The sequence below is a fragment of the Nonomuraea sp. NPDC049649 genome, from assembly GCF_040675175.1.
Taxonomy (GTDB): domain Bacteria; phylum Actinomycetota; class Actinomycetes; order Streptosporangiales; family Streptosporangiaceae; genus Nonomuraea.
Genome location: NZ_JBFAOH010000008.1, coordinates 227,709 through 247,298 on the forward strand (window position 1 = coordinate 227,709; position 19,590 = coordinate 247,298).

Consider the following 19,590-nt stretch of genomic DNA (forward strand, 5'->3'; position numbering starts at 1 on the left):
ATGGCCGACAAGCCGAACAACCTGGTACGTCGCGATCCCAAGGTGATCACGGCGCTGCGCAACTTCGCCATGTCGATCACCGTCTTCAACATCCTCGGCTACGTCTTCTTCGGCTTCGAGCAGCCGTGGGTCTGGCCCTTCGTGGCCGTGGCCACCGGCTACTCGACGGAGATCCTGCTGGAGACCATCGGCGCCCGCCAGGAAGGGCGCGCCCCCCGCTACCGCGGCAACGGCTTCCGCGGGCTGGTCGAGTTCCTCTACCCGGCGCACATCACCTCGGTCGCGCTCAACATGCTGATCTACGTCAACGACCAGGTGCTGGTCATGATGTTCGGCGTCGTCGTCGCGGTGGGCGCCAAGTGGGTGCTGCGGGCCCCGGTACGGGGACGGCTGCGGCACTTCATGAACCCGTCGAACCTCGGCATCACGGTGATCCTGCTGATCTTCCCGTGGGCCAGCATCGCGCCGCCGTACCACTTCACCGAGCACGTCACCAACCCGCTCGACTGGATCATCCCGGCCGTCATCATCCTCGGCGGCACCATGCTCAACGGCAAGCTGACCAACCGGATGTGGCTGATCGGCGGCTGGGTGGGCGTCTTCGCCCTCCAGGCCGTGGTGCGCGGGCTGATCATCGACGACATCTCGATGCTCGGCGGCCTGGCCATGATGACCGGCGTCGCGTTCATCCTGTTCAGCAACTACATGATCACCGACCCGGGCACCAGCCCGTCCCGGCCGCTGTCGCAGGTCGCCTTCGGCGGCGGCGTGGCTCTGACGTACGGGCTGCTCATCGGCATGAACATCCCCTACGGGATCTTCTACGCCACCACGGCCGTCTGCCTGATCCGCGGCGGCTTCCTCTGGGCCCTGCACATCGTGAACAAGGCGCGCGAGATGGACGCTGAGAAGGTCCGGGCCGCCGCCGAGGAGGCGCTCAGGCCGGCCGCCGAAGAAGAGGTCGCGAAGGCATGACGAAGATCGCGATTGTCGGCATGGCGTGCCGGTACCCGGACGCCGCCTCGCCGCGCGAGCTGTGGGAGAACGCTGTCGCCGGCCGCCGGGCCTTCCGCCGGCTGCCGGACGAGCGCATGCGGCTGTCGGACTACTGGGACCCCGACCCCGCCACCCCCGACCGTTTCTACGCCAAGACCGCCGCCGTCATCGAGGGCTACACGTTCGACCGGGTGGCCCACCGGATCGCCGGCAGCACCTACCGCTCCACCGACCTCACCCACTGGCTGGCGCTCGACATGGCCGGCCGGGCGCTGGCCGACGCCGGGTTCCCGGACGGCGACGGCCTGCCCAGGGACCGCACCGGCGTCGTCGTGGGCAACACCCTGACCGGCGAGTTCACCCGGGCGAACGTGCTCCGCCTGCGCTGGCCGTACATCCGCCGGACGCTCGCCGCCGCGCTCAAGGAGGAGGGCTGGGACGACGACCGGCTGGCCACGTTCCTGGCCGGGTACGAGGCCGTCTACAAGAGCCCGTTCCCGCCGGTGGACGAGGACACGCTGGCCGGCGGGCTGTCCAACACCATCGCCGGGCGGATCTGCAACCACTTCGACCTCAACGGCGGCGGCTACACCGTCGACGGGGCCTGCTCGTCGTCGCTGCTGTCGGTGGTGACGGCGGCCAAGGCGCTGGCCGACCGCGACGTGGACGTGGCGCTCGCGGGCGGCGTGGACCTGTCCATCGACCCGTTCGAGGTGATCGGGTTCGCCAAGACGGGCGCCCTGGCCAAGAGCGACTTCCGGCTGTACGACCGGCACTCCAACGGCTTCTGGCCGGGCGAGGGCTGCGGCGTCGTCACCCTGATGCGGGAGGAGGACGCGCTGGCCGCCGGGCACCGGATCTACGCCACCATCGCCGGCTGGGGCATCTCCTCCGACGGCCGGGGCGGCATCACCCGGCCGGAGGTGAGCGGCTACCGGCTCGCGCTGCGTCGCGCGTACGAGAGAGCCGGGTTCGGCATCGAGACCGTCGGGCTGTTCGAGGGCCACGGGACCGGCACCGCGATCGGCGACGCGACCGAGCTGACCGCGCTGTCGCGGTCGCGGGCCGAGGCCGCCCCGGACGCGCCGCCCGCGGCGGTCGGCTCCGTCAAGGGCATGATCGGCCACACCAAGGCGGCGGCCGGGGTGGCGGGCCTCATCAAGGCGGTCATGGCCGTGCACGAGCAGGTGCTGCCCCCCACCATCGGCTGCGTCGAGCCGCACCAGGTGCTCACCGAGGAACCGGCCGCGCTGCGCGTGCTGCGCGCGGCCGAGCCGTGGCCCGACGGCGCCCCGCTGCGGGCGGGCGTCACCGCGATGGGCTTCGGCGGCATCAACACCCACGTCGTGGTCGAGAGCACGGCGCCGCGCCGGCGGGTCTCCAGCCGCGCCCGGATGCTCGCCGCCTCCGCCCAGGACGCCGAGCTGCTGCTGCTCGACGGCGCCTCGCGGGAGGAGGTGCGCGGGCTCGTCGCCGAGCTGCTCGCCTTCGTGCCCCGGCTCTCCTACGCCGAGCTGGGGGACCTGGCCGCCACGCTGCGCGGCAGGCTGCGCGGCCTGCCGTACCGCGCGGCCGCGGTCGTCACCTCGCCGGACGACGCCGAACGCCGGCTGTCGCGGCTGCTCGCGGCGCTGGAGTCCGGCGAGGACAGCGTGTCGGACGGCCGGGCGTTCCTCGGGCACGCCGCCCGCCAGCCCAAGATCGGCTACCTGTTCCCCGGCCAGGGCTCCGGCCGCGGCACCGGCGGCGGCGCGCTACGGCGGCGCTTCGCCGACGTCGCCGAGGTCTACGCCACGGCCGGGCTGCCCGTCACCGGCGACATGGTCGCCACCTCGGTCGCCCAGCCCCGCATCGTCACCGGCTCGCTGGCCGGGCTGCGGGCGCTGTCCCTGATCGGCGTCGAGGCCGAGGTGGCCGTCGGGCACAGCCTGGGCGAGCTGGCCGCACTGCACTGGGCAGGCGCGATCGACGAGGCCGGGCTGCTGCGGATCGCGGGCAAGCGCGGCCGGGCGATGCAGGAGCACAGCGACTCGGGCACCATGGCCGGTCTCCGGGCCGGCCCGGACACCGTGCTGGAGCTGATCGGCGACCTGCCCGTGGTGATCGCGGGCTACAACGCGCCGAACCAGACCGTCGTGGCCGGTCCCGTGGACGCGGTCGAGGAGGTCGGGCGCGCCGCCGCCCGGGACGGGCTGACCTGGACCCGGCTGAAGGTGTCGCACGCCTTCCACTCGCCGCTGGTGGCACCGGCCGCCGACGTGCTCGCCGGTTACCTGGCGGAGGAGCGGTTCGGCCGGGTCGGGCGCCGGGTGGTCTCCACCGTCACCGGGACCTCGCTGGCCCCGGACACCGACGTCGCCGCGCTGCTGCACCGGCAGATCTGCGCCCCGGTGCTGTTCAGCCAGGCGGTCGAGGAGGCGGCCAAGGACCTCGACCTGCTGATCGAGGTGGGGCCGGGCCGGGTGCTCGCCGGCCTGGCGGCCGAGCTGAGCGAGGTGCCCGCGATCTCGCTGGACACCGACAGCGAGTCGCTGGCGCCCTTCCTCGCCGTGGCGGGCGCCGCCCACGTGGCGGGCGTCGCCATCGCGCACGAGGAGCTCTTCCACGGGCGGCTGGTCCGCCCGCTGGAGATCGGGGCCGAGCTGTCGTTCTTCGCCAGCCCGGCCGAGCAGGCTCCGGACGTGCGGGTCAAGGAGGTACGGGTCGAGAAGGCGCAAGCCGATGAGGCGGACGTACCGGAGAAATCCGGCGAGTCCGCCGTCGACCTGCTGCGCCGCCTCGCCGCCGAACGCGCGGAGCTGCCCCTCGACCTGGTGACCGAGGACAGCAAGCCGCTCGACGAGCTGCACCTCAGCTCGGTCACCGTCATGCACATCATCGACCAGGCCACCCAGCGGCTCGGCGTCCCGGCCGGTCAGACACCGGCCAACCTGGCCACCGCGAGCCTGCGCGAGCTGGGCGAGGCGCTGGACCGGATGGCGGCCGAGCCGCGCGCCCAGTCGCCCGCCGGGGTGGCCGGGGCCGCGCCGTGGGTGCGGGCGTTCGCCGTGGACCTGGACGAGGTGCCCAGGCCCGGCCGGGCGGGACCCGAGACGGACGGGCAGTGGACCGTGTACGCGCCCGCCGGGTCGGCGCCGGCCCAGCCGCTCCGGGAAGCCCTCGAACGGGAGAAGATCGGTTCCGGTGTGCTGGTGTGCCTACCTCCCGAATGCGCGGAGAGCGATCTGGAGCAGGCGCTGCTCGGCGCCCAGGCGGCGCAGGCGGCCGGCGGCCGGTTCGTCCTGGTCCAGCACGGGCGGGGCGCTGCCGGTCTGGCCAAGACCCTCCACCTGGAGACCGGGGTCCGCACCACGGTCGTGCACGTACCGCCGACACCCGAGGCGGTCGCCTGGGTAGCGGCGGAGGCGGCGGCCACCGCGGACTTCGCGGAGGTCCACTACGACGCCGCCGGCGTGCGCCGGGTCCCGACCCTGCGGGCGCTGCCCGTACGGCCAGAGCGCGAGACCGAGCCGCTGTCCGCCGCGGACGTCCTGCTGGTGACCGGCGGCGGCAAGGGCATCACGGCCGAGTGCGCGATGGCGATGGCCGGCGAGGCCAAGCTGATCGTGCTCGGCCGCTCCGACCCCGGCGACGACCAGGAACTCGCCGCCAACCTGCGGCGCATGACCGAGTCCGGGCTGACCGTGCACTACGCGATGGCCGACGTCACCGACGCCGGTCAGGTCCGCCAGGCCGTCGCCGCCGCCCAGGAAGCGCTGGGACCGGTCACCGCGGTGCTGCACGGCGCCGGGCGCAACGAGCCCGCCGGGCTCGCCGGGCTCGGCCCCGACGACTTCCGGCGCACCTTCGCGCCCAAGGTCGGCGGCCTGCGCAACGTGCTCGACGCGATCGACCCCGGCCGGCTCCGGCTGCTGGTCACCTTCGGCAGCATCATCGGCCGGGCCGGGCTGCCCGGCGAGGCGCACTACGCGACCGCCAACGAGTGGCTGGCCGACCTCACCCGCGAGGTGGGCGAACGGCACCCCGGCTGCCGGGCCGTCTGCATGGAATGGTCGGTCTGGTCCGAGGTCGGCATGGGCGAACGGCTGTCCGTCGTCGACCGGCTGGCCGAACAGGGCATCACACCCATCCCGGCCGCCGACGGCGTAGAGACCATGCGCCGCCTGCTCGCCGACCCGGACACGCCCGGCGTGGTGGTGATCAGCGGGCGCACCGAGGGCGTCCACACCGTCCGCCGCGACCTGCCCGAGCTGCCGCTGCTCCGCTTCGTCGGCGCCCCGCTGATCCGCTACCACGGCGTGGAACTGGTCAGCGAGGTCGAGCTGAACGCCGGGACCGACCCGTACCTGGCCGACCACTTCCTCGACGGCAACCTGCTGTTCCCCGCCGTGTTCGGTATGGAGGCCATGGCCCAGGCCGCGCACGCCGTCACCGGGCGGCCGGAGACCCCGGTCATCGAGGACGCCGAGTTCCTGCGGCCGATCATCGTGCCCCCGGACGGCAGCACCCGGCTCCGGATCGCGGCGACCGTCACCGGACAGGACACCCTGGCCGTCACCATCCGCAGCCAGGACACCGGCTTCGCCGTCGACCACTTCCGGGCCGTCCTCCGCCTGACCGGCGAGAACCCGCCCGACGGGCCGCCCGAGCGGAGCCGCGACGGGCTGCCGCCCGTGGCGCTCGACCCGGCCACCGAGATGTACGGGGACGTGCTCTTCCAGGGCAAGCTCTTCCACCGGCTGCGGCGCTACCACCGCGCCGCCGCCCGCGACGTGGACGCCGAACTGGCGGTACGGGAGGACGGCGGGTGGTTCGCCGGGTTCCTCCCCGGCGGGCTGCTGCTGGGCGACCCGGGCATGCGGGACGCGCTCATGCACGGCAACCAGGTGTGCGTGCCCGACGCCACGCTCCTGCCCGTCGGCATCTCGCGGGTCCACCCCGGCGGGCCCGCGCTGGCCGCCGCCGGGGAGGTGCGCTACCGCGCCACCGAGCGCGAGCGGGACGGCGACACGTACATCTACGACATCGCGGTACGTACCGCCAACGGCGAGGTCGTCGAGCGGTGGGAGGGCCTGCGGCTGCAGGCGGTGCGGAAGAAGGGCGGGCACGGGCCGTGGCCCGCACCGCTCCTCGGCCCGTACCTGGAGCGCACCCTGGAGGACCTGACCGGGGTCCGGGCGGCGGTCGCCGTCGAGCCCGGCGAAGGCCGGGAGGACCTGGCCGTCGACCGGGCGGGCGCGGCCTCCCGGAACCACGCACTCGCCACCGGCGCCGGCCTGACCCTCTGCGTCGCGACCCCCGGCCCCGTCGCCTGCGCCATCACCTCTGCCACCACCGACTCCTTGGAGGCCGTGCCCGCCGGGGTCGCGCCTTCCGGGATGGCGGTCTCAGGGGATGGGCTTGGTCCGGTCAAGGGGGTCAACGGGGCGCGGCCGGGCGTCTTTGAAGGGACTCGGCCGTACACGGAACTGGCTGCGGCGATCGCCGGAGAGGCGGGGGAGAGCCTCGGTGCGGCGGAGGCGCGGGCGCGGGCGGCGGCGGAGTGCGTCCGGCAGGCCGGGGTGGCGGGGGAGCTGGCGCTGGGCGGTGCCGGGCGGGACGGGTGGGTCGTGCTGGCCGCGCCCGGCGTCCGGGTCGCGACGCTCGTGACCACCGTGCACGGCCTGCCGGACCCGGTGGCCGTGGCGATCCTGACCGAAGGGCGGTCGTAGTCCATGGGCACCTACTTCGAGTACCTCCACACGGTGGGTTTCGAGGAGACGAACATCGTGGGGAACGTCTACTACGTCAACTACCTGCGCTGGCAGGGCCGTTGCCGGGAGATGTTCCTCAAGGAGCGGGCGCCGGACGTGCTCGCCGACCTCCAGGACGACCTCAAGCTGTTCACCCTCAAGGTCGACTGCGAGTTCTTCGCCGAGATCACCGCCTTCGACGAGCTGTCCATCAGGATGCGCCTGGTCGAGCTGGCCCAGACGCAGCTGGAGTTCGGCTTCGACTACGTCCGCCTGAATCCCGACGGGACCGAGAGCCTCATCGCCCGCGGCCGGCAGCGGGTGGCCTGCATGCGCGGCCCCAACACCAAGACAGCGCCCGCGAGGGTCCCCGAGTCCCTGGTCGGCGCGCTTCAACCGTACGTGTCCTAAGACGCGCATCCAGGAGGTCAGCGTGCAAGTCCACCCATCAGCCGCACTGCCCGAGGTGCGGGACGCCAAGGCGCTGCGGCAGGCGTTCGGGGCGTTCGCCACCGGCGTCACCGTGATCACGACGGGCGGCGCGGTCCCGCACGGCATGACGGCCAACTCCTTCACCTCGGTGTCGCTGGATCCGCCGCTGTTGCTGGTGTGCGTCGGCAAGGGGGCGGTGATGCACCGCTGCCTCAGCGGGACGACGACGTTCGGCGTCTCGGTGCTGGCCGCCCATCAGGAGGCGGTGGCGCGGCATTTCGCCGACCGGTACCGGGCGCTCGGGCCGGCCCAGTTCACCGACGTGGAGCTGGACACCGGCCCGGTCACCGGGCTGCCGCTCATCGCCGGCGCCGCGGCCGCGTTCGAGTGCGAGCTGTGGCGCGTGTACGAGGGAGGCGATCACACGATTTTCCTCGGCGAGGTGCTGTCGGTGCGTCAGTCGGAGCGGCCCGACGGGCTGCTCGTGCACCGGGGCCGGTATGCCGAGATCGCGCCCGAGCTGGGCGAGGTCTCGGCATGACCACGCTCGGGACCCGTCCGAAGCGCGGCGGGGCGGTGCCTCCCGGCCCGCCGCCGTGGGCGGCTCCCGCCCTCTACCGGCTGCTGGTCACCGACCGGCTCACGCTGCTCGGCGACGCGGCGGCCCGGTACGGGGACGCGGTGCGGATGACGATCGGCCCGAAGGCCATCTATCTGTTCAACCACCCCGACCACGCCAAGCACGTGCTGGCCGACAACGTGGCCAATTACCGCAAGGGCATCGGCTTGGAGGAGGCCCGGCGGGTGATCGGCGACGGGCTGCTGACCAGCCACGGCGAGGTGTGGCGGCGGCAGCGCAGGACCATCCAGCCGCTGTTCCAGAACAAGCGGCTGGCCCGGCAGGACGCCGTGATCGCCGAGGAGGCGGGGCGGCTGGTGGAGCGGCTGCGGGCGCGGGCGGGCGGCGGCCCGGTCGACCTGGCGGGGGAGATGACCGGGCTGGCCCTCGGCGTGCTCGGCCGTACGCTGCTGGACGCGGATCTGGGTGCGTACGCCTCGATCGGGCACGCCTTCGAGGGCGTCCAGGACCAGGCCATGTTCGAGATGGTGACGCTGCGCAAGGTGCCGCTCTGGCTGCCGCTCCCGCTGCACCTGCGTTTCCGCCGGTCGCGGCGGGAGCTGCACCGGATCGCGGACAGTCTGGTGGCCCACCGGCTGCGCAATTCGACGGACGGCGAGGACCTGCTGTCCCGGCTGATCGACTCCACCCGGCACCTGCCCGACGCCCGCGACCGGCTCCGGGAGGAGATCATCACCGTGCTGCTGGCGGGGCACGAGACCACCGCGAGCACCCTGTCGTGGGCGTTCCACCTGCTCGACCGGCATCCGGAGGTCCGCGAGCGGCTGCGGGACGAGGCCGTCTCGGTGCTGGGGGACCGGCCGCCCACCTATCAGGACCTGCCCCGGCTGACCTACACGGCGATGGTGCTGGAGGAGGTCATGCGGCTCTACCCGCCGGTCTGGGCGCTGACGCGGGTGGCGCTCGGTGAGGACGAGATCGGCGGGTTCCGGGTGCCGGCCGGGGCGGACGTCATGATCAGTCCTTATACGCTGCACCGGCATCCGGCCTACTGGCGGGAGCCGGACCGGTTCCTGCCGGAGCGGTTCGCGCCCGACGCGCCTGCCGACCGGCCCCGGTACGCCTACATCCCGTTCGGGGCGGGCCCGCGGTTCTGCGTGGGCAACCACCTGGGGATGATGGAGGCCGTCTTCGTGCTGGCCATGATCACCCGGGAGCTGCGCCTGACCGGGGTGCCCGGCTGCCGGGCGGTCCCGGAGGCCATGCTGTCGCTGCGGATCCGCGGCGGCCTGCCCATGACGGTCGGCCTGGCCTGAGCCCGCCGGGCGCCGGTGCGCCCGGCCGGTCAGCCGCGACCTTCCCCGTCGTCCCAGGTGGAGAGCAGGTCGCGCAGGGCCAGGAGCACCGGCGGGTCGAGGCTGCGCATCGGCTGGAGCCGGACGTCGGCCCGCTGGGTCGCGCCGTTCGAGCCCACCGCGATCGGTCCGTGCCGGCCGATCCAGAGCGCGTTGTCGCCGTTCGGCGGATAGTGGATGGCGTCCTCGCGGGACTCCGCGACCGACTGGGCGAGCAGGTACCAGCGGCCCTCGGGCACCTCGCGCAGCACGAACGGCCCCGGCCGCCTGATCAGGTCGTAGCTGGCGGGCCGGCCTTCGAGGATCTGGCCGGGGAACATGCCGACGAAGACCGGCCGCTCCGCCATCGGCGACACGGCGGTGCCGTGCACCGTGACCGTCCTGCCCTCGGGCCGGCGGGCGGCGCCGTCGCGCAGGTCCTGCTCGGTGATGCTCATCAGCTGGCGGTACCTGCTGGGTGAGAGGCCGACGCTCTGGGTGAAGCGCGAGCTGAACGTGCCCACGCTGGAGTAGCCGACCTGGTGGCTGATGTTGGTGATGCTGAGCGAGGTGACGGCGAGCAGCCGCTTGGCCTCGCGTAATCGCACCGCCGACAGGAACCTGCCCGGAGACAGGCCGGTGACCCGCTGGAAGACGCGGGAGAAGTGGAACTTGCTGAACATCGCGGTACGCGCCATGTCGTCGATGGTGAGCGGTTCACCGTGATTCTCTTGCATGCTCTCGATGACCCGCATGACCGCTCGTTCGATGACGTCGTCCATCTGGCCTCCCGGATTCCGGAGGACCGGTCGAGCAATCCCGGCCGATTTCGGATTTCAGCCGCCGGATTCTTCGGATTGCGACGTTTCTGCGGACGCCCCGGTTGAATGCCTTTCGGTTGCCATCTGGTACACGCGATCTGGCCCCCGGAAAGCTGCACCCAAAAGGCGGATTTTCTAATAAATGCCCGACTTTTTCGGGATTGCGGGGTCAGGCCCATTCCGGCCGCGGCGCGGGCAGCAACTGCCGCAGCAGCCGCCCCTTCAGGTGATGCGGCCGCCGCTCGCGCGGATAGCCGAGCGACACCTCCTCGAACCGCACCCCGTCGTGCCAGCTCGTCACCGGCACGTGCAGGTGGCCGTAGGCGACGACGGCGGCCCGGTAGCGCAGGTGCCAGTCGGCCGTCAGCTCGGTCCCGCACCACTGCGCGAACGCCTGGTGACGCAGGATCAGGGTCGGCTCCCGCAGCAGCGGATAGTGGTTGACCAGCACGGTCGGCAGGCCGGGGTCGAGGGCGTCCAGCCGCAGCTCGGTCTCCCGCACCCGGGCCCGGCACCACGCCTCCCGGCTCGGATACGGCTCCGGATGCAGCAGGAACTCGTCCCGGCACACGATCCCCTGTTCAAGGGCCAGCCGGAGCGCCTCCGCCGCCGTGCTGTCACGCGGCCGGAAGCTGTAGTCGTACAGCAGGAACAGCGGCACGACCGTGGCCGGCCCGCCCGCGCCCCGCCAGACCGGATAGGGATCCTCGGGAGTGACGACCCCCAGGCCGCGGCAGATCCGCACGAGCTCGCGGTAACGCTCCTCGCCGCGCAGCTCCGGCTCCTCCGGGAGGGTCCACAGCTCGTGGTTGCCCGGCGCCCAGATCACCGTGGAGAACCGCTCCTTGAGCAGGGTGAGCGCCCACGTGAACGTGTCCAGCCGCTCGGCGACGTCGCCCGCCACCACCAGCCAGTCCGCGTCGGTCCGCGGGCGCAGCGTCTCGACGGCCGCGCGGTTCTCGGCGAACCCGACGTGGAGGTCGCTGATGCCCAGCAGAGCCCCGTTCTTCGAGGTGCTCACCCGCCGAGAGTAGGTGGCGCTCGCCGCCCGGGGCAGGGCCCGGCCGCCGAAACCGGGGTCGCGGCGCCGCGATTAGGGGGCGGCCCGCACACCGCCGTACGCGCCGCGACGGCCGCTCCGGATAAGGGAGTACGGGCGTTCCTTAGGGGTTGTGACGGCCGCCTCCCCATTGAATTCTGAAGTGGCCGGAAAAGAAGCGGCGGCCGGCCCTTGGGGGTGTTGAATTATGGCCGATACATGCGAACAGGAATTCGCGCATTATGTGCGGGAGGCAAGGCCGACGCTGCAACGCATAGCATTCCGGCTCTCCCAGGATTGGCACGAGGCGGACGACCTCGTCCAGCGGACGCTACTGGCGCTGCACAAGCACTGGGACGACCTCGACCGGCGCGACAGCGTCGCGGCGTACGCGCGGCAGATCATGAGACGCCTGCTGATCAGCGACCGCCGGGCCAGCCGGTGGTCACGCGAGGTGCTCATCGGAGTCCCGCCCGACCCCGTCTCCGCCTCCGACCCGTACGCCCAGGTGAGCGAGCGCATGATGCTCAAGGAGGCGCTCGCCGCGCTCGGCCCGCGCCAGCGCGCGACAATCTTCCTCCGGTTCTGGGAGGACCGCAGCGTCGAGGACACCGCCCGGGTGCTGGGCAACGAGTCGTCCACCGTACGCAGCCAGACCGTGCGGGCGCTCGGCGTCCTGCGGACGGCGCTGGAAGCGCAGAAGGAGCAGGCGCGCGCGACCACCGAACGCCCACCTAGCTAGGGGACACGCATGGGCACACTCCCGGACGAGACGAGGACGGCGACACTGGAGGCGTTCGCGGACACGATCGTGCCCGGCGCCAGGCGGCATCCCGGCGACCGGGCCGTGGCGGGCGCCAGCCCGACCGGCGGCGCCGTCGCGGCCGGCGCCATCGAGCTGATCGAATGGGACGCGACCGGCATCAGCGAGGACCTGACCGGCTACGCCCGCTCGCTCGACGAGCACGCCCGCGCCTTCGCCGCCCAGCGCGGGCTCACCCTCGACGGGGACGCGCCGGCGTTCGTGGCGCTGCCGTTCGAGGAGCGCACCGCCCTGGTGCGGGCGCTCACCGCGCCCGGCCACCCCGAGAAGTCGCTGTGGGTGCTGCTCGCGTTGTTCTGCTACATGGCGTACGACTCGGCCGCGCACCTGAACACCGCGGACGCCCTCGCCGCCGGGCACCCCGGGCTGACCGCGATGGGAGTGACCCCGCCCGGCCCCGACGGCCTGTGGCGCTACTCCGCCTGGTCCTACGGCCGCCCGCTCGCCCGGCTCCACCCCCACACCACCGCCTCAGGGAGCCCCGCATGAACGCAGTCGAGCGTACGGACGTGCTGGTGATCGGCAGCGGCTTCGGCGGCGCGATCCCCGCCTACCACCTGGCGGCGGGCGGCGCGCGCGTCGTCATCCTGGAACGCGGCCCGGCGCTGGCCGCCGAGGAGTTCGAGCACGACTTCAAGCTCGGCTCGTCCTACACCCGCGCCTTCGACTTCGTCGTGGGCGACGGGATGAGCGTCCTGGGCGGCAACTGCGTCGGCGGCGGCAGCGTCGTCTACTTCGCCGCCATGCCCCGCGCGCCCCGCTTCGTCTTCGAGCGGCGCGGCAGCATCAACCGGCGGATGTGGCCGGCCTCGCTCAGCCGCGACACCCTCGACCCCTGGTACGACCGGGTCGCCGAGTCGATCTCGATCACCCAGCAGGGCTGGGAGGACGTGTCGTACGCCGGTGGCCTGTGGGCCGCCGCCTGCCACCACGCCGGCCGCACCGCCAACCCCGTGCCCGCCGCCGTCGACACCGGCACCTGCGTCAACTGCAACTGGATGATGGCCGGCTGCCGGTTCGACGCCAAGCAGTCGCTGCTGCTCAACTACCTGCCCGCCGCCGTCGCGCACGGCGCCGAGATCCGGCCGCTGCACGAGGTACAGCGCATCGAGCGGACCGGGGACGGCCGCTACCGGGTGCACTACCAGCTCGTGCACGGCGAGGACTACCGGCTGACCGAGGGCGAGGGGTGCATCGACGCCGAGGTGGTCGTGGTCGCCGCCGGGGCCGCCGCGACCCCCGTCATCCTGCAGCGCAGCGAGACCGCGCTGGGCGCGATGCCGCACGCCGTCGGCCGCTACTTCTCCGGCAACGGCGAACGGCTCAACACCGCCGTGATCAATGAGGACCGCGTGCGCGACGTGCTCGGCCTGGACCGGGGCGACGGCCTGGCCTACGCCGCCAACCAGATCGGCAAGGGCCCCACCGTGGCCAACTGGGACCGGCTCGACGGGTCGCTGCCCGAGTACACCCGCTACTCGCTGGAGCAGCTCTACTTCCCGCCCGGCCTCGGCACCATCCTGGCGCTGACCGGCGACGCCGACTGGTTCGGGCTCGGCAAGAAGGAGATGCTGGAACGCTGGCAGTCCTGGCTGATCATCTTCCAGATGATCGAGGACGACAACGAGGGCGTCTTCGGCCCGCCGCCGCCGCGCGGCAACGCCGACCGGATCTCGCAGCAGATGCTCGGCGTCGGCAGGCTCACCTACAACCCGACCGCCAACACGCGGGCCGCCTGGGCGATGGCCGACGCCGACTGCAAGGACATCCTCGAACGCGACGGCCTGGCCACCGTGACCCCCTGGACCAACGACCTCGTCGGCGCCTACACCGTCCACCCGCTGGCCTCCTGCCGCATCGGCGACGACCCGCACACCTCCGCCCTCGACGACCGGCACGAGCTCCGCGGCCACCCGGGCATCTTCGTCACCGACGGCTCGGCCGTGCCCGGCGCGCTCACGGTCAACCCCGCCATGACGATCTCCGCGCTCGCGGAACGGGCGGTGCCCGGCATCGTGCGCGCCGCCCGCGAGCGCGGCGTCGCGGTCAAGTACGGGGCGCCCGCCCCGGACGGCTCCACCAGCGGCCGCAGCGGGACCTCGGCCCTGGTCCCGGCCCTGCTGCGCGACTGAGGAGGCCGCCGTGGGAAGGACGCTCAGCCGGATGACGGCGCCGGGCGCGCTGGCGCAGGTCCGCCACGTCACCCCCGTACGGCCGCGCGCCGCGCGCGGGCTGGTCGCCGAGGTGTACGCCGGACTCGAACGCGACTTCGGCATGCTCGCCCCGCCCGTGATCCTCCACTCACCGGTGCCGCCCGTCATGGCGGCGTGCTGGCTGATGCTCGCCGAGTCGCTGCTCGCCTCCGGCACGGTGACCCGCGCGGCCAAGGAAGCCGTCGCGGCGGAGGTCTCGGCCGCCAACACCTGCCCGTACTGCGTCGACGTCCATACGGCCACCCTGCACGCCCTCACCCCCTCCACCCCGCCCGCCCTCACCCCCTCCACCCCGCCCGCCCTCACCACCTGGGCCCGCACCGCCTCCACCGCCCGCACGGCCTCCATCCCGCCGGCCCTCACCACCTCCGCCGCCCCTGGGGAGTCAGCCCCGCCCGCTCTCACGTCCTCGGCCCGCACGGCCTCCATCCCGCCTCCCGGCGACACCGTGGGCGCGGAGCTGGTGGGGGTGGTGGTGACGTTCCAGTACATCAACCGCATGGTCAACGTGTTCCTCGGCGAGTCGCCGCTGCCGCCCAACGTGCCGCGCGCGGCGCACGGCCCGGCGATGCGACTGTTCGGGCGGGCCATGCGACCCGCGGCGAGGCGGCCCGTGACGCCGGGCGGGTCGCTGGGCCTGCTGCCCGCCGCGCCGCTGCCCGCCGATCTGGGGTGGGCGGCGGCGGTGCCGAACCTGGGCGGCGCGTTCGGGCGGGCCGCCGCCGTGATCGAGGAGCACGGCCGGCGCTCGGTGCCTGGAGAGGTACGGGAGCTGGTCGCCGATCGGGTGGCCGCCTGGGACGGGGAGGCGCCGGGGCCGGGACGTCACTGGGTGGAGGAGGCGGTCGCGGGCCTGAGCGCCGGGCACCGCCGGGCGGGCAGGCTCGCCCTGCTGACCGCGCTGGCCTCCTACCAGGTGGACGCGGGCGTGGTCGCCGACTTCCGCCGCGCCGTCCCGGACGAGCGGGCGCTGGTCGAGGTCACCGCCTGGGCGAGCCTGACCGCCGCGCGCCGGGTGGGCGCCTGGTGCGCGGCACCCGTACGAAACGTATCGATCGCCGAGTGACCGAGTGAAAGGACACGCACGTGAGCGAGCTTCAGGTAGTGCTGGACGACCTTGCCGCCGACGGTGATCAGCTGGACCGGCTGGTGGCCGGGCTGGACGCCGAGCAGTGGCGCCTGCCCACCCCCGCGCCGGGCTGGACGGTCGCCGACCAGGTCGCCCACCTGGCCTTCATCTTCCGCCTGGCCGCGGCGGCGGCCACCGACGGCGAGGCGTTCACGGCCATGACCGCCGGCGCGCAGCAGAACTTCGACGGCGCCGTGAACGCGGCGCTCAAGGCGTACGAGAACGACACCCCCGACGTGCTGCTCGCCAAGTGGCGGGCCGAGCGGGAGGCGGCCGTCTCCGGGCTCGCTTCCGTGCCGGAGGGCGAGACGGTGCCGTGGCTGGTGAACCCGCTGCCGCCGATCGTGCTGGCGTGCGCCGGGATCATGGAGCAGTTCGCGCACGGCCAGGACATCGCCGACGCGCTCGGCGTGCAGCTGGTCCGCACCGACCGGCTGCGGCACCTGGTGGTGTTCGCGGTGCTCACGCAGGACTTCGGCTACCTGTCGCGCGGGCTGACCCCGCCCGGCGTGCAGTTCCGGTTCGAGATCACCGGGCCGTCGGGCGAGCTGTGGGCGTACGGCCCGGAGGACGCCGAGAACCGGATCTCGGGGCTGGCGGAGGACTTCTGCCTGCTGGTGACCCGGCGGCGGCACCGCGCGGACGTCGCGGTGACGGCGGTGGGCGAGGAGGCGGACCGCTGGCTGGACATCGCCCAGGCCTACCGCGGCCCCGCCGGCGCCGGCCGCGCCCCCGGCCAGTTCGCCCGCGTCCCCACCGCCTGACGGGGTCCGGTCCCCAGGGTCGAGCTGCGCGTCCGACAGGTAGGGGGCGGGGCCGCCTGACGGGGCAGCTCGTTCGGCCCGGGGCCGAGTTGCGCGTCCATAGGTAGAGGCGGGGCCGGGTCAGCTTGCGATCGGGCGGTGGGTGCGGCGCAAGGTGTCGAGTTCGGCGCCCAGGGCGGAGATGGCCGTGTCGAGCTGGGCGTCCGACAGGTAGGGGGCGGGGCCGATGCGGAGAAAGTCGCCTCGGCTGTCAGTCAGGATGCCCCGGGCGGCGAGGCGTTCGCAGAGCACCGCCGCCCAGGGGGAGCGGAGCGCCAGGAAGCCGCCGAAGGCGGTCAGCGGGGCGGCGCGGTCGCGGGTGATCAGGTCGTCCGGGGCGTCGAGGGCGTCGAACCGGGCGGCCAGCCGGGCGAGCTGCCGTTGCGAGACCCGGCGCAGGAGATCGCCGGTGAGTCCCTGCTCGGCGAAGAAGCCGAACACGCGGGCCGCCCGGTAGTGGCTGGTCGGGTCGTACGTCGCACCGGCGAAGCGGGCCGCGCCCGACGGGTAGCGCACCGCGTCCGGGGAGGGCCCCGCGGACAGTTCGGCGAATTCGGCGAACCAGCCGGTGATGACGGGCCGCAGCATGGCCGCGTGCGGCGGGACGCGCAGGAAGCAGTTGCCCTCCCCGAGTTGCAGGTACTTGTAGCCGCCGCCCACCACCCAGGCGCCCGGCAGCTCCCGCAGCGGGAACGGCGCCACCCCGAGCGCGTGGTAGGAGTCCACGAGGAGCTGCGCTCCCCGCCGTTCGCAGGCACGCGCCAGGTCGCCGAGGCCGGGCACGATCCGGGCCGTCTCGAACAGCACCGCCGACACCAGCACCGCCGCGGTGCGGTCGTCCACGGCGAGCGCGAGACGTTCGGAGAGGGTCTCGGCGGGTTCGGCGGGGACTCGTACGACTTCGAAACCCTCCTCGGCCAGGCGGGCGAGCTGCCTGCGCAGCGTGTGGAACTCGCCGTCGGAGGTCACCAGCCGGGGCCGGGCGGGCAGGTCGAGCGCTGACAGGAACCGCAGCACCAGCTCGTGCGTGTTGCCGCCCAGCGCCAGTTCGGCGGCCGGGTCGCCGAGGAAGCGGCGGAAACCGGCGCGGACCTCGTCGGCCTTGGCCATCGCCCGGCCCCATTTGGCGTCGGCTTCGAGGGCGGCGTCGTCGAACGCCTCGATCTGGCCGGCCAGCGCCACGTCGGGCCACGCCTGGTGCGAGTGGCCGGTCAGCAGCAGCCGCCGGGCGACGTCGAATCTGCTGTAGTGCGGCGCCAGCCGGGCCGCCAGGTCGGTCACCACCGGCTCCGCACCTCCCACAGGTCGGGCCAGAGCCGCGCGGCCAGCGTGGCCTGAAGGTGGCCGATGCCGGACGAGCCGCCGGTGCCGCTCTTGGTGCCGATGACCCGCAGCACCATCCGGCCGTGCCGGTAGCGCCACTCGTGGAAGAGCTGGTCGAGGTCGATCAGCGCCTCGCAGATCTGGGCCGCCACCAGGTCGTCGCGGTGGACGGTGACCAGCACCTCCTGCACGGCGGGGGACGGCTCGATGGGCTGGGTCACGTCCCGGGACAGCACTTCGCCGGGGATGGGGTAGCCCTGGAAGGCGAGGTGGCGCAGGAGCGAGTCGAAGACGGCAGGCCGGCTCATCGCCGCCTCCACCCGCGCCCGCGCCTCCCCGGTGTGGCCCTGCAGCATCCGGGGTTCGCGCCGGCCGAGCACCGCCTCCAGCTCGCGGAACTGCGCCGACTGCGCGCCGCTCGCGGTGCCGAGGCTGCCGCGGAAGGCGGCGAACTGGGCGGGGGTGAGCGTGTCCATGACGTCCATCTGGTCGGTCACGATCCGCAGGATCGCCAGCGAGCGCCGCAGGGTGTGCAGCGCCTGCCCGCTGGCGCCCTCTTCCAGGTGCCGCTGCAGTTCGGCCAGCTCGTACAGCAGCAGCTTGAACCAGAGCTCGTGCACCTGGTGGACGACGATGAACAGGACCTCGTCGTGGGCGGGGGTGCGCGGCCGCTGGGCAGTGAGCACCTGGTCGAGTTCGAGGTAGGAGGAGTAGGTGAGTTCGGTGCCGACGGCGGATGTCATGACGCCACCTCCAGGGCTCGCCGGTCGATCTTGCCGGAGGCGGTCTGCGGCAGCGCGCCGACGAAGGTGATCTTCCTTGGATATTTCTGCGCCGCGAGCCGCGCCCGCACGAACGCCTTCAGCTCGGCCGCCTCGACCTCTGCGGATCTGACGACGTACGCGTGCGGCCGGGTCAGGCCGCGTAACCGGTGGCCGACCACGGCGCAGGCGGCCACGGCGGGGTGTTCGAGCAGGCAGTTCTCGATCTCGGCGGGCGCCACCCAGGCCCCGCCCACCTTGAGCAGGTCGTCGGCCCGGCCCCGGTAGTGGAAGAAGCCGTCGGCGTCCCTGGTCACCAGGTCGCCGGAGCGCACGGTGTGCTCGGCGACGAACGTCTCGGCGGTCTTCTCCGGCCGCTGCCAGTACTCCAGCGCGACCGCCTCCCCGGTGATCTCCAGCCGGCCGACCTGGCCGTCGGGCACCTCCGCGCCGTCCTCGTCCACGACCCGGGCCTGGTAGCCGGGCACCACCTGGCCCAGGGTTCCGGGGCGGGCGCGGCCCGGCCGGTTCGACACGTACACGTGGTACGCCTCCGAGGAGCCGATGCCGTCGACCACCTCCACCCCGAAGGTGTCGAGCCAGCGGCGGTGCAGGTCGGCGGGGAGCTGCTCGCCGGCCGACGTGCACAGCCGCAGGCAGCTCAGGTCGGCGTCGGCGGCCCTGGGGTGGGCGAGCATGGCGCTCATCATCGTCGGCACGTTCACCAGGATCGTCGGCCGGTGCTCGGCGATCAGGTCGAAGATCGTGTCGGGGGTGGTCCGCTCGGGGAACACCACGCCGGCCGCGCCGGCGCCGAACGGGAACAGCGCGGTCAGGTCGCGGGCGTAGCCGAAGAACAGCTTCGGCACCGGCAGGACCACGTCGTCCGGGCCGATGCCGAGCACGCCCCGGGCGTACCACTCGAAGCTGAGGTGCGGGCTCCTGGCGGGGAGCACGCAGGCGCGCGGCGCGCCGGTGCTGCCGGTGGTGAACTTCCACAGCGCCACGTCGCCCGCCGCCACCGGCACCGGGTCCAGCTCGTCGGGCTGCTCGGCCACCAGCGTGTCCAGGTGGCGCTCGCCGGGCCGCAGCTCCTCGGCCGGCACCCCCGTCACCACCAGGCCCGGCACGCCGGCCGCGCGCAGCTGCTCCAGGGCGGACGGCCCGGTCACGACCACGCGGGGCCGGACGTAGTCGGCGAAATAGCGGTAGTCCTTGGCCCGCAGGTAGGTGTAGACCTCGGCGGTGATCGCGCCGATCCGCTGCGTCCCGTACCAGGTGGCGACGGACTCCGCGCCGTCGTCCGCCGCGATGAGGACGCGGTCGCCGCGCCGGACGCCGAGGGCGCGCAGCGCGTTGCCGGTCCGGGCGGCCAGCGCGCGCAGCCGCCTGTAGTCGATCCGGCCCGCCCGGGTGATGAGTGCGGTCCTGCTGCCGTCGCTCCGATCGAGGAATCGTTCGGCGATGTTGAAGGATTCCATGACAGGCCTTCTCCATGCTTCTGCTCGGATGTTTCCGCCTTCCACGGTGCCTGCCGGAGCGGCGCCGGGGGAGGCGCGGGCGAGGCAGCAACCTGGTGGCGGTGACAGCTTGCTGACAGCCTT

The 19,590-nt window shown here is 73.4% G+C and carries 15 protein-coding genes; 10 read left to right on the plus strand and 5 right to left on the minus strand.

From position 1 onward, the window contains the following. The 5 genes from AB0J42_RS14160 to AB0J42_RS14180 are packed head-to-tail and all read left to right on the plus strand — an operon-like array spanning position 1 to position 9,056. The gene (locus AB0J42_RS14160; protein WP_364293239.1) at positions 1-975 is read left to right on the plus strand and encodes an enediyne biosynthesis protein; all 975 of its coding nucleotides are present in this window, start codon (positions 1-3) and stop codon (positions 973-975) included. Beyond that, positions 972-6,707, plus strand: a complete 5,736-nt coding sequence (locus AB0J42_RS14165; RefSeq protein ID WP_364293242.1) for a type I polyketide synthase — start codon at positions 972-974, stop codon at positions 6,705-6,707. The genes AB0J42_RS14160 and AB0J42_RS14165 overlap by 4 nt, the downstream gene beginning before the upstream one ends. 3 nt (positions 6,708-6,710) lie before the next feature. Next, a complete protein-coding gene (locus AB0J42_RS14170) occupies positions 6,711-7,139 on the plus strand; it encodes an acyl-CoA thioesterase (protein ID WP_364293245.1) in 429 nt (142 codons plus the stop codon). 22 nt (positions 7,140-7,161) lie between these two features. Next, complete coding sequence (locus AB0J42_RS14175) at positions 7,162-7,701, plus strand: flavin reductase family protein (protein ID WP_364293248.1); 540 nt, start codon at positions 7,162-7,164, stop codon at positions 7,699-7,701. Beyond that, positions 7,698-9,056: a cytochrome P450 gene (locus AB0J42_RS14180; protein WP_364293250.1), complete on the plus strand. Its 1,359-nt coding sequence runs from the start codon at positions 7,698-7,700 to the stop codon at positions 9,054-9,056. The genes AB0J42_RS14175 and AB0J42_RS14180 overlap by 4 nt, the downstream gene beginning before the upstream one ends. A 29-nt stretch (positions 9,057-9,085) precedes the next feature. Here AB0J42_RS14180 and AB0J42_RS14185 read toward each other — a convergent pair whose 3' ends face one another. Both AB0J42_RS14185 and AB0J42_RS14190 read right to left on the minus strand, forming a co-directional pair. Next, the gene (locus AB0J42_RS14185) at positions 9,086-9,856 is read right to left on the minus strand and encodes a helix-turn-helix transcriptional regulator (RefSeq protein WP_364293253.1); all 771 of its coding nucleotides are present in this window, start codon (positions 9,854-9,856) and stop codon (positions 9,086-9,088) included. Positions 9,857-10,064: 208 nt separating this feature from the next. Next, positions 10,065-10,916, minus strand: coding sequence for a metallophosphoesterase (locus AB0J42_RS14190; protein WP_364293256.1), 852 nt, complete (start codon positions 10,914-10,916; stop codon positions 10,065-10,067). 226 nt (positions 10,917-11,142) lie between these two features. Between AB0J42_RS14190 and AB0J42_RS14195 the strand changes: the two genes are divergently transcribed. From AB0J42_RS14195 to AB0J42_RS14215, 5 genes are read left to right on the plus strand one after another with little or no spacing between them, the layout of a single operon-like run. Then, complete coding sequence (locus AB0J42_RS14195) at positions 11,143-11,676, plus strand: SigE family RNA polymerase sigma factor (protein ID WP_364293259.1); 534 nt, start codon at positions 11,143-11,145, stop codon at positions 11,674-11,676. A 9-nt stretch (positions 11,677-11,685) separates the two neighbouring features. Next, positions 11,686-12,246 (plus strand): DUF5987 family protein, encoded by a 561-nt coding sequence (locus AB0J42_RS14200; protein WP_364293262.1) that lies wholly within the window; start codon positions 11,686-11,688, stop codon positions 12,244-12,246. Continuing rightward, on the plus strand, positions 12,243-13,889 hold the full coding sequence (locus AB0J42_RS14205; protein WP_364293265.1) for a GMC family oxidoreductase N-terminal domain-containing protein: 1,647 nt from the start codon (positions 12,243-12,245) through the stop codon (positions 13,887-13,889). The genes AB0J42_RS14200 and AB0J42_RS14205 overlap by 4 nt, the downstream gene beginning before the upstream one ends. Before the next feature lie 10 nt (positions 13,890-13,899). Beyond that, positions 13,900-15,036 carry a carboxymuconolactone decarboxylase family protein gene (locus AB0J42_RS14210; protein ID WP_364293268.1) on the plus strand — a complete coding sequence of 379 codons (1,137 nt, stop codon included), beginning with the start codon at positions 13,900-13,902 and terminating at the stop codon, positions 15,034-15,036. A 20-nt stretch (positions 15,037-15,056) separates the two neighbouring features. Continuing rightward, positions 15,057-15,863 carry a TIGR03084 family metal-binding protein gene (locus AB0J42_RS14215; protein WP_364293271.1) on the plus strand — a complete coding sequence of 269 codons (807 nt, stop codon included), beginning with the start codon at positions 15,057-15,059 and terminating at the stop codon, positions 15,861-15,863. 120 nt (positions 15,864-15,983) lie between these two features. Here AB0J42_RS14215 and AB0J42_RS14220 read toward each other — a convergent pair whose 3' ends face one another. From AB0J42_RS14220 to AB0J42_RS14230, 3 genes are read right to left on the minus strand one after another with little or no spacing between them, the layout of a single operon-like run. Continuing rightward, on the minus strand, positions 15,984-17,183 hold the full coding sequence (locus AB0J42_RS14220; RefSeq protein WP_364293274.1) for a kynureninase: 1,200 nt from the start codon (positions 17,181-17,183) through the stop codon (positions 15,984-15,986). Beyond that, positions 17,180-17,968: a tryptophan 2,3-dioxygenase family protein gene (locus tag AB0J42_RS14225; protein ID WP_364293277.1), complete on the minus strand. Its 789-nt coding sequence runs from the start codon at positions 17,966-17,968 to the stop codon at positions 17,180-17,182. The genes AB0J42_RS14220 and AB0J42_RS14225 overlap by 4 nt, the downstream gene beginning before the upstream one ends. Further along, complete coding sequence (locus AB0J42_RS14230; protein WP_364293280.1) at positions 17,965-19,467, minus strand: benzoate-CoA ligase family protein; 1,503 nt, start codon at positions 19,465-19,467, stop codon at positions 17,965-17,967. The genes AB0J42_RS14225 and AB0J42_RS14230 overlap by 4 nt, the downstream gene beginning before the upstream one ends. Positions 19,468-19,590 lie beyond the last annotated feature (123 nt).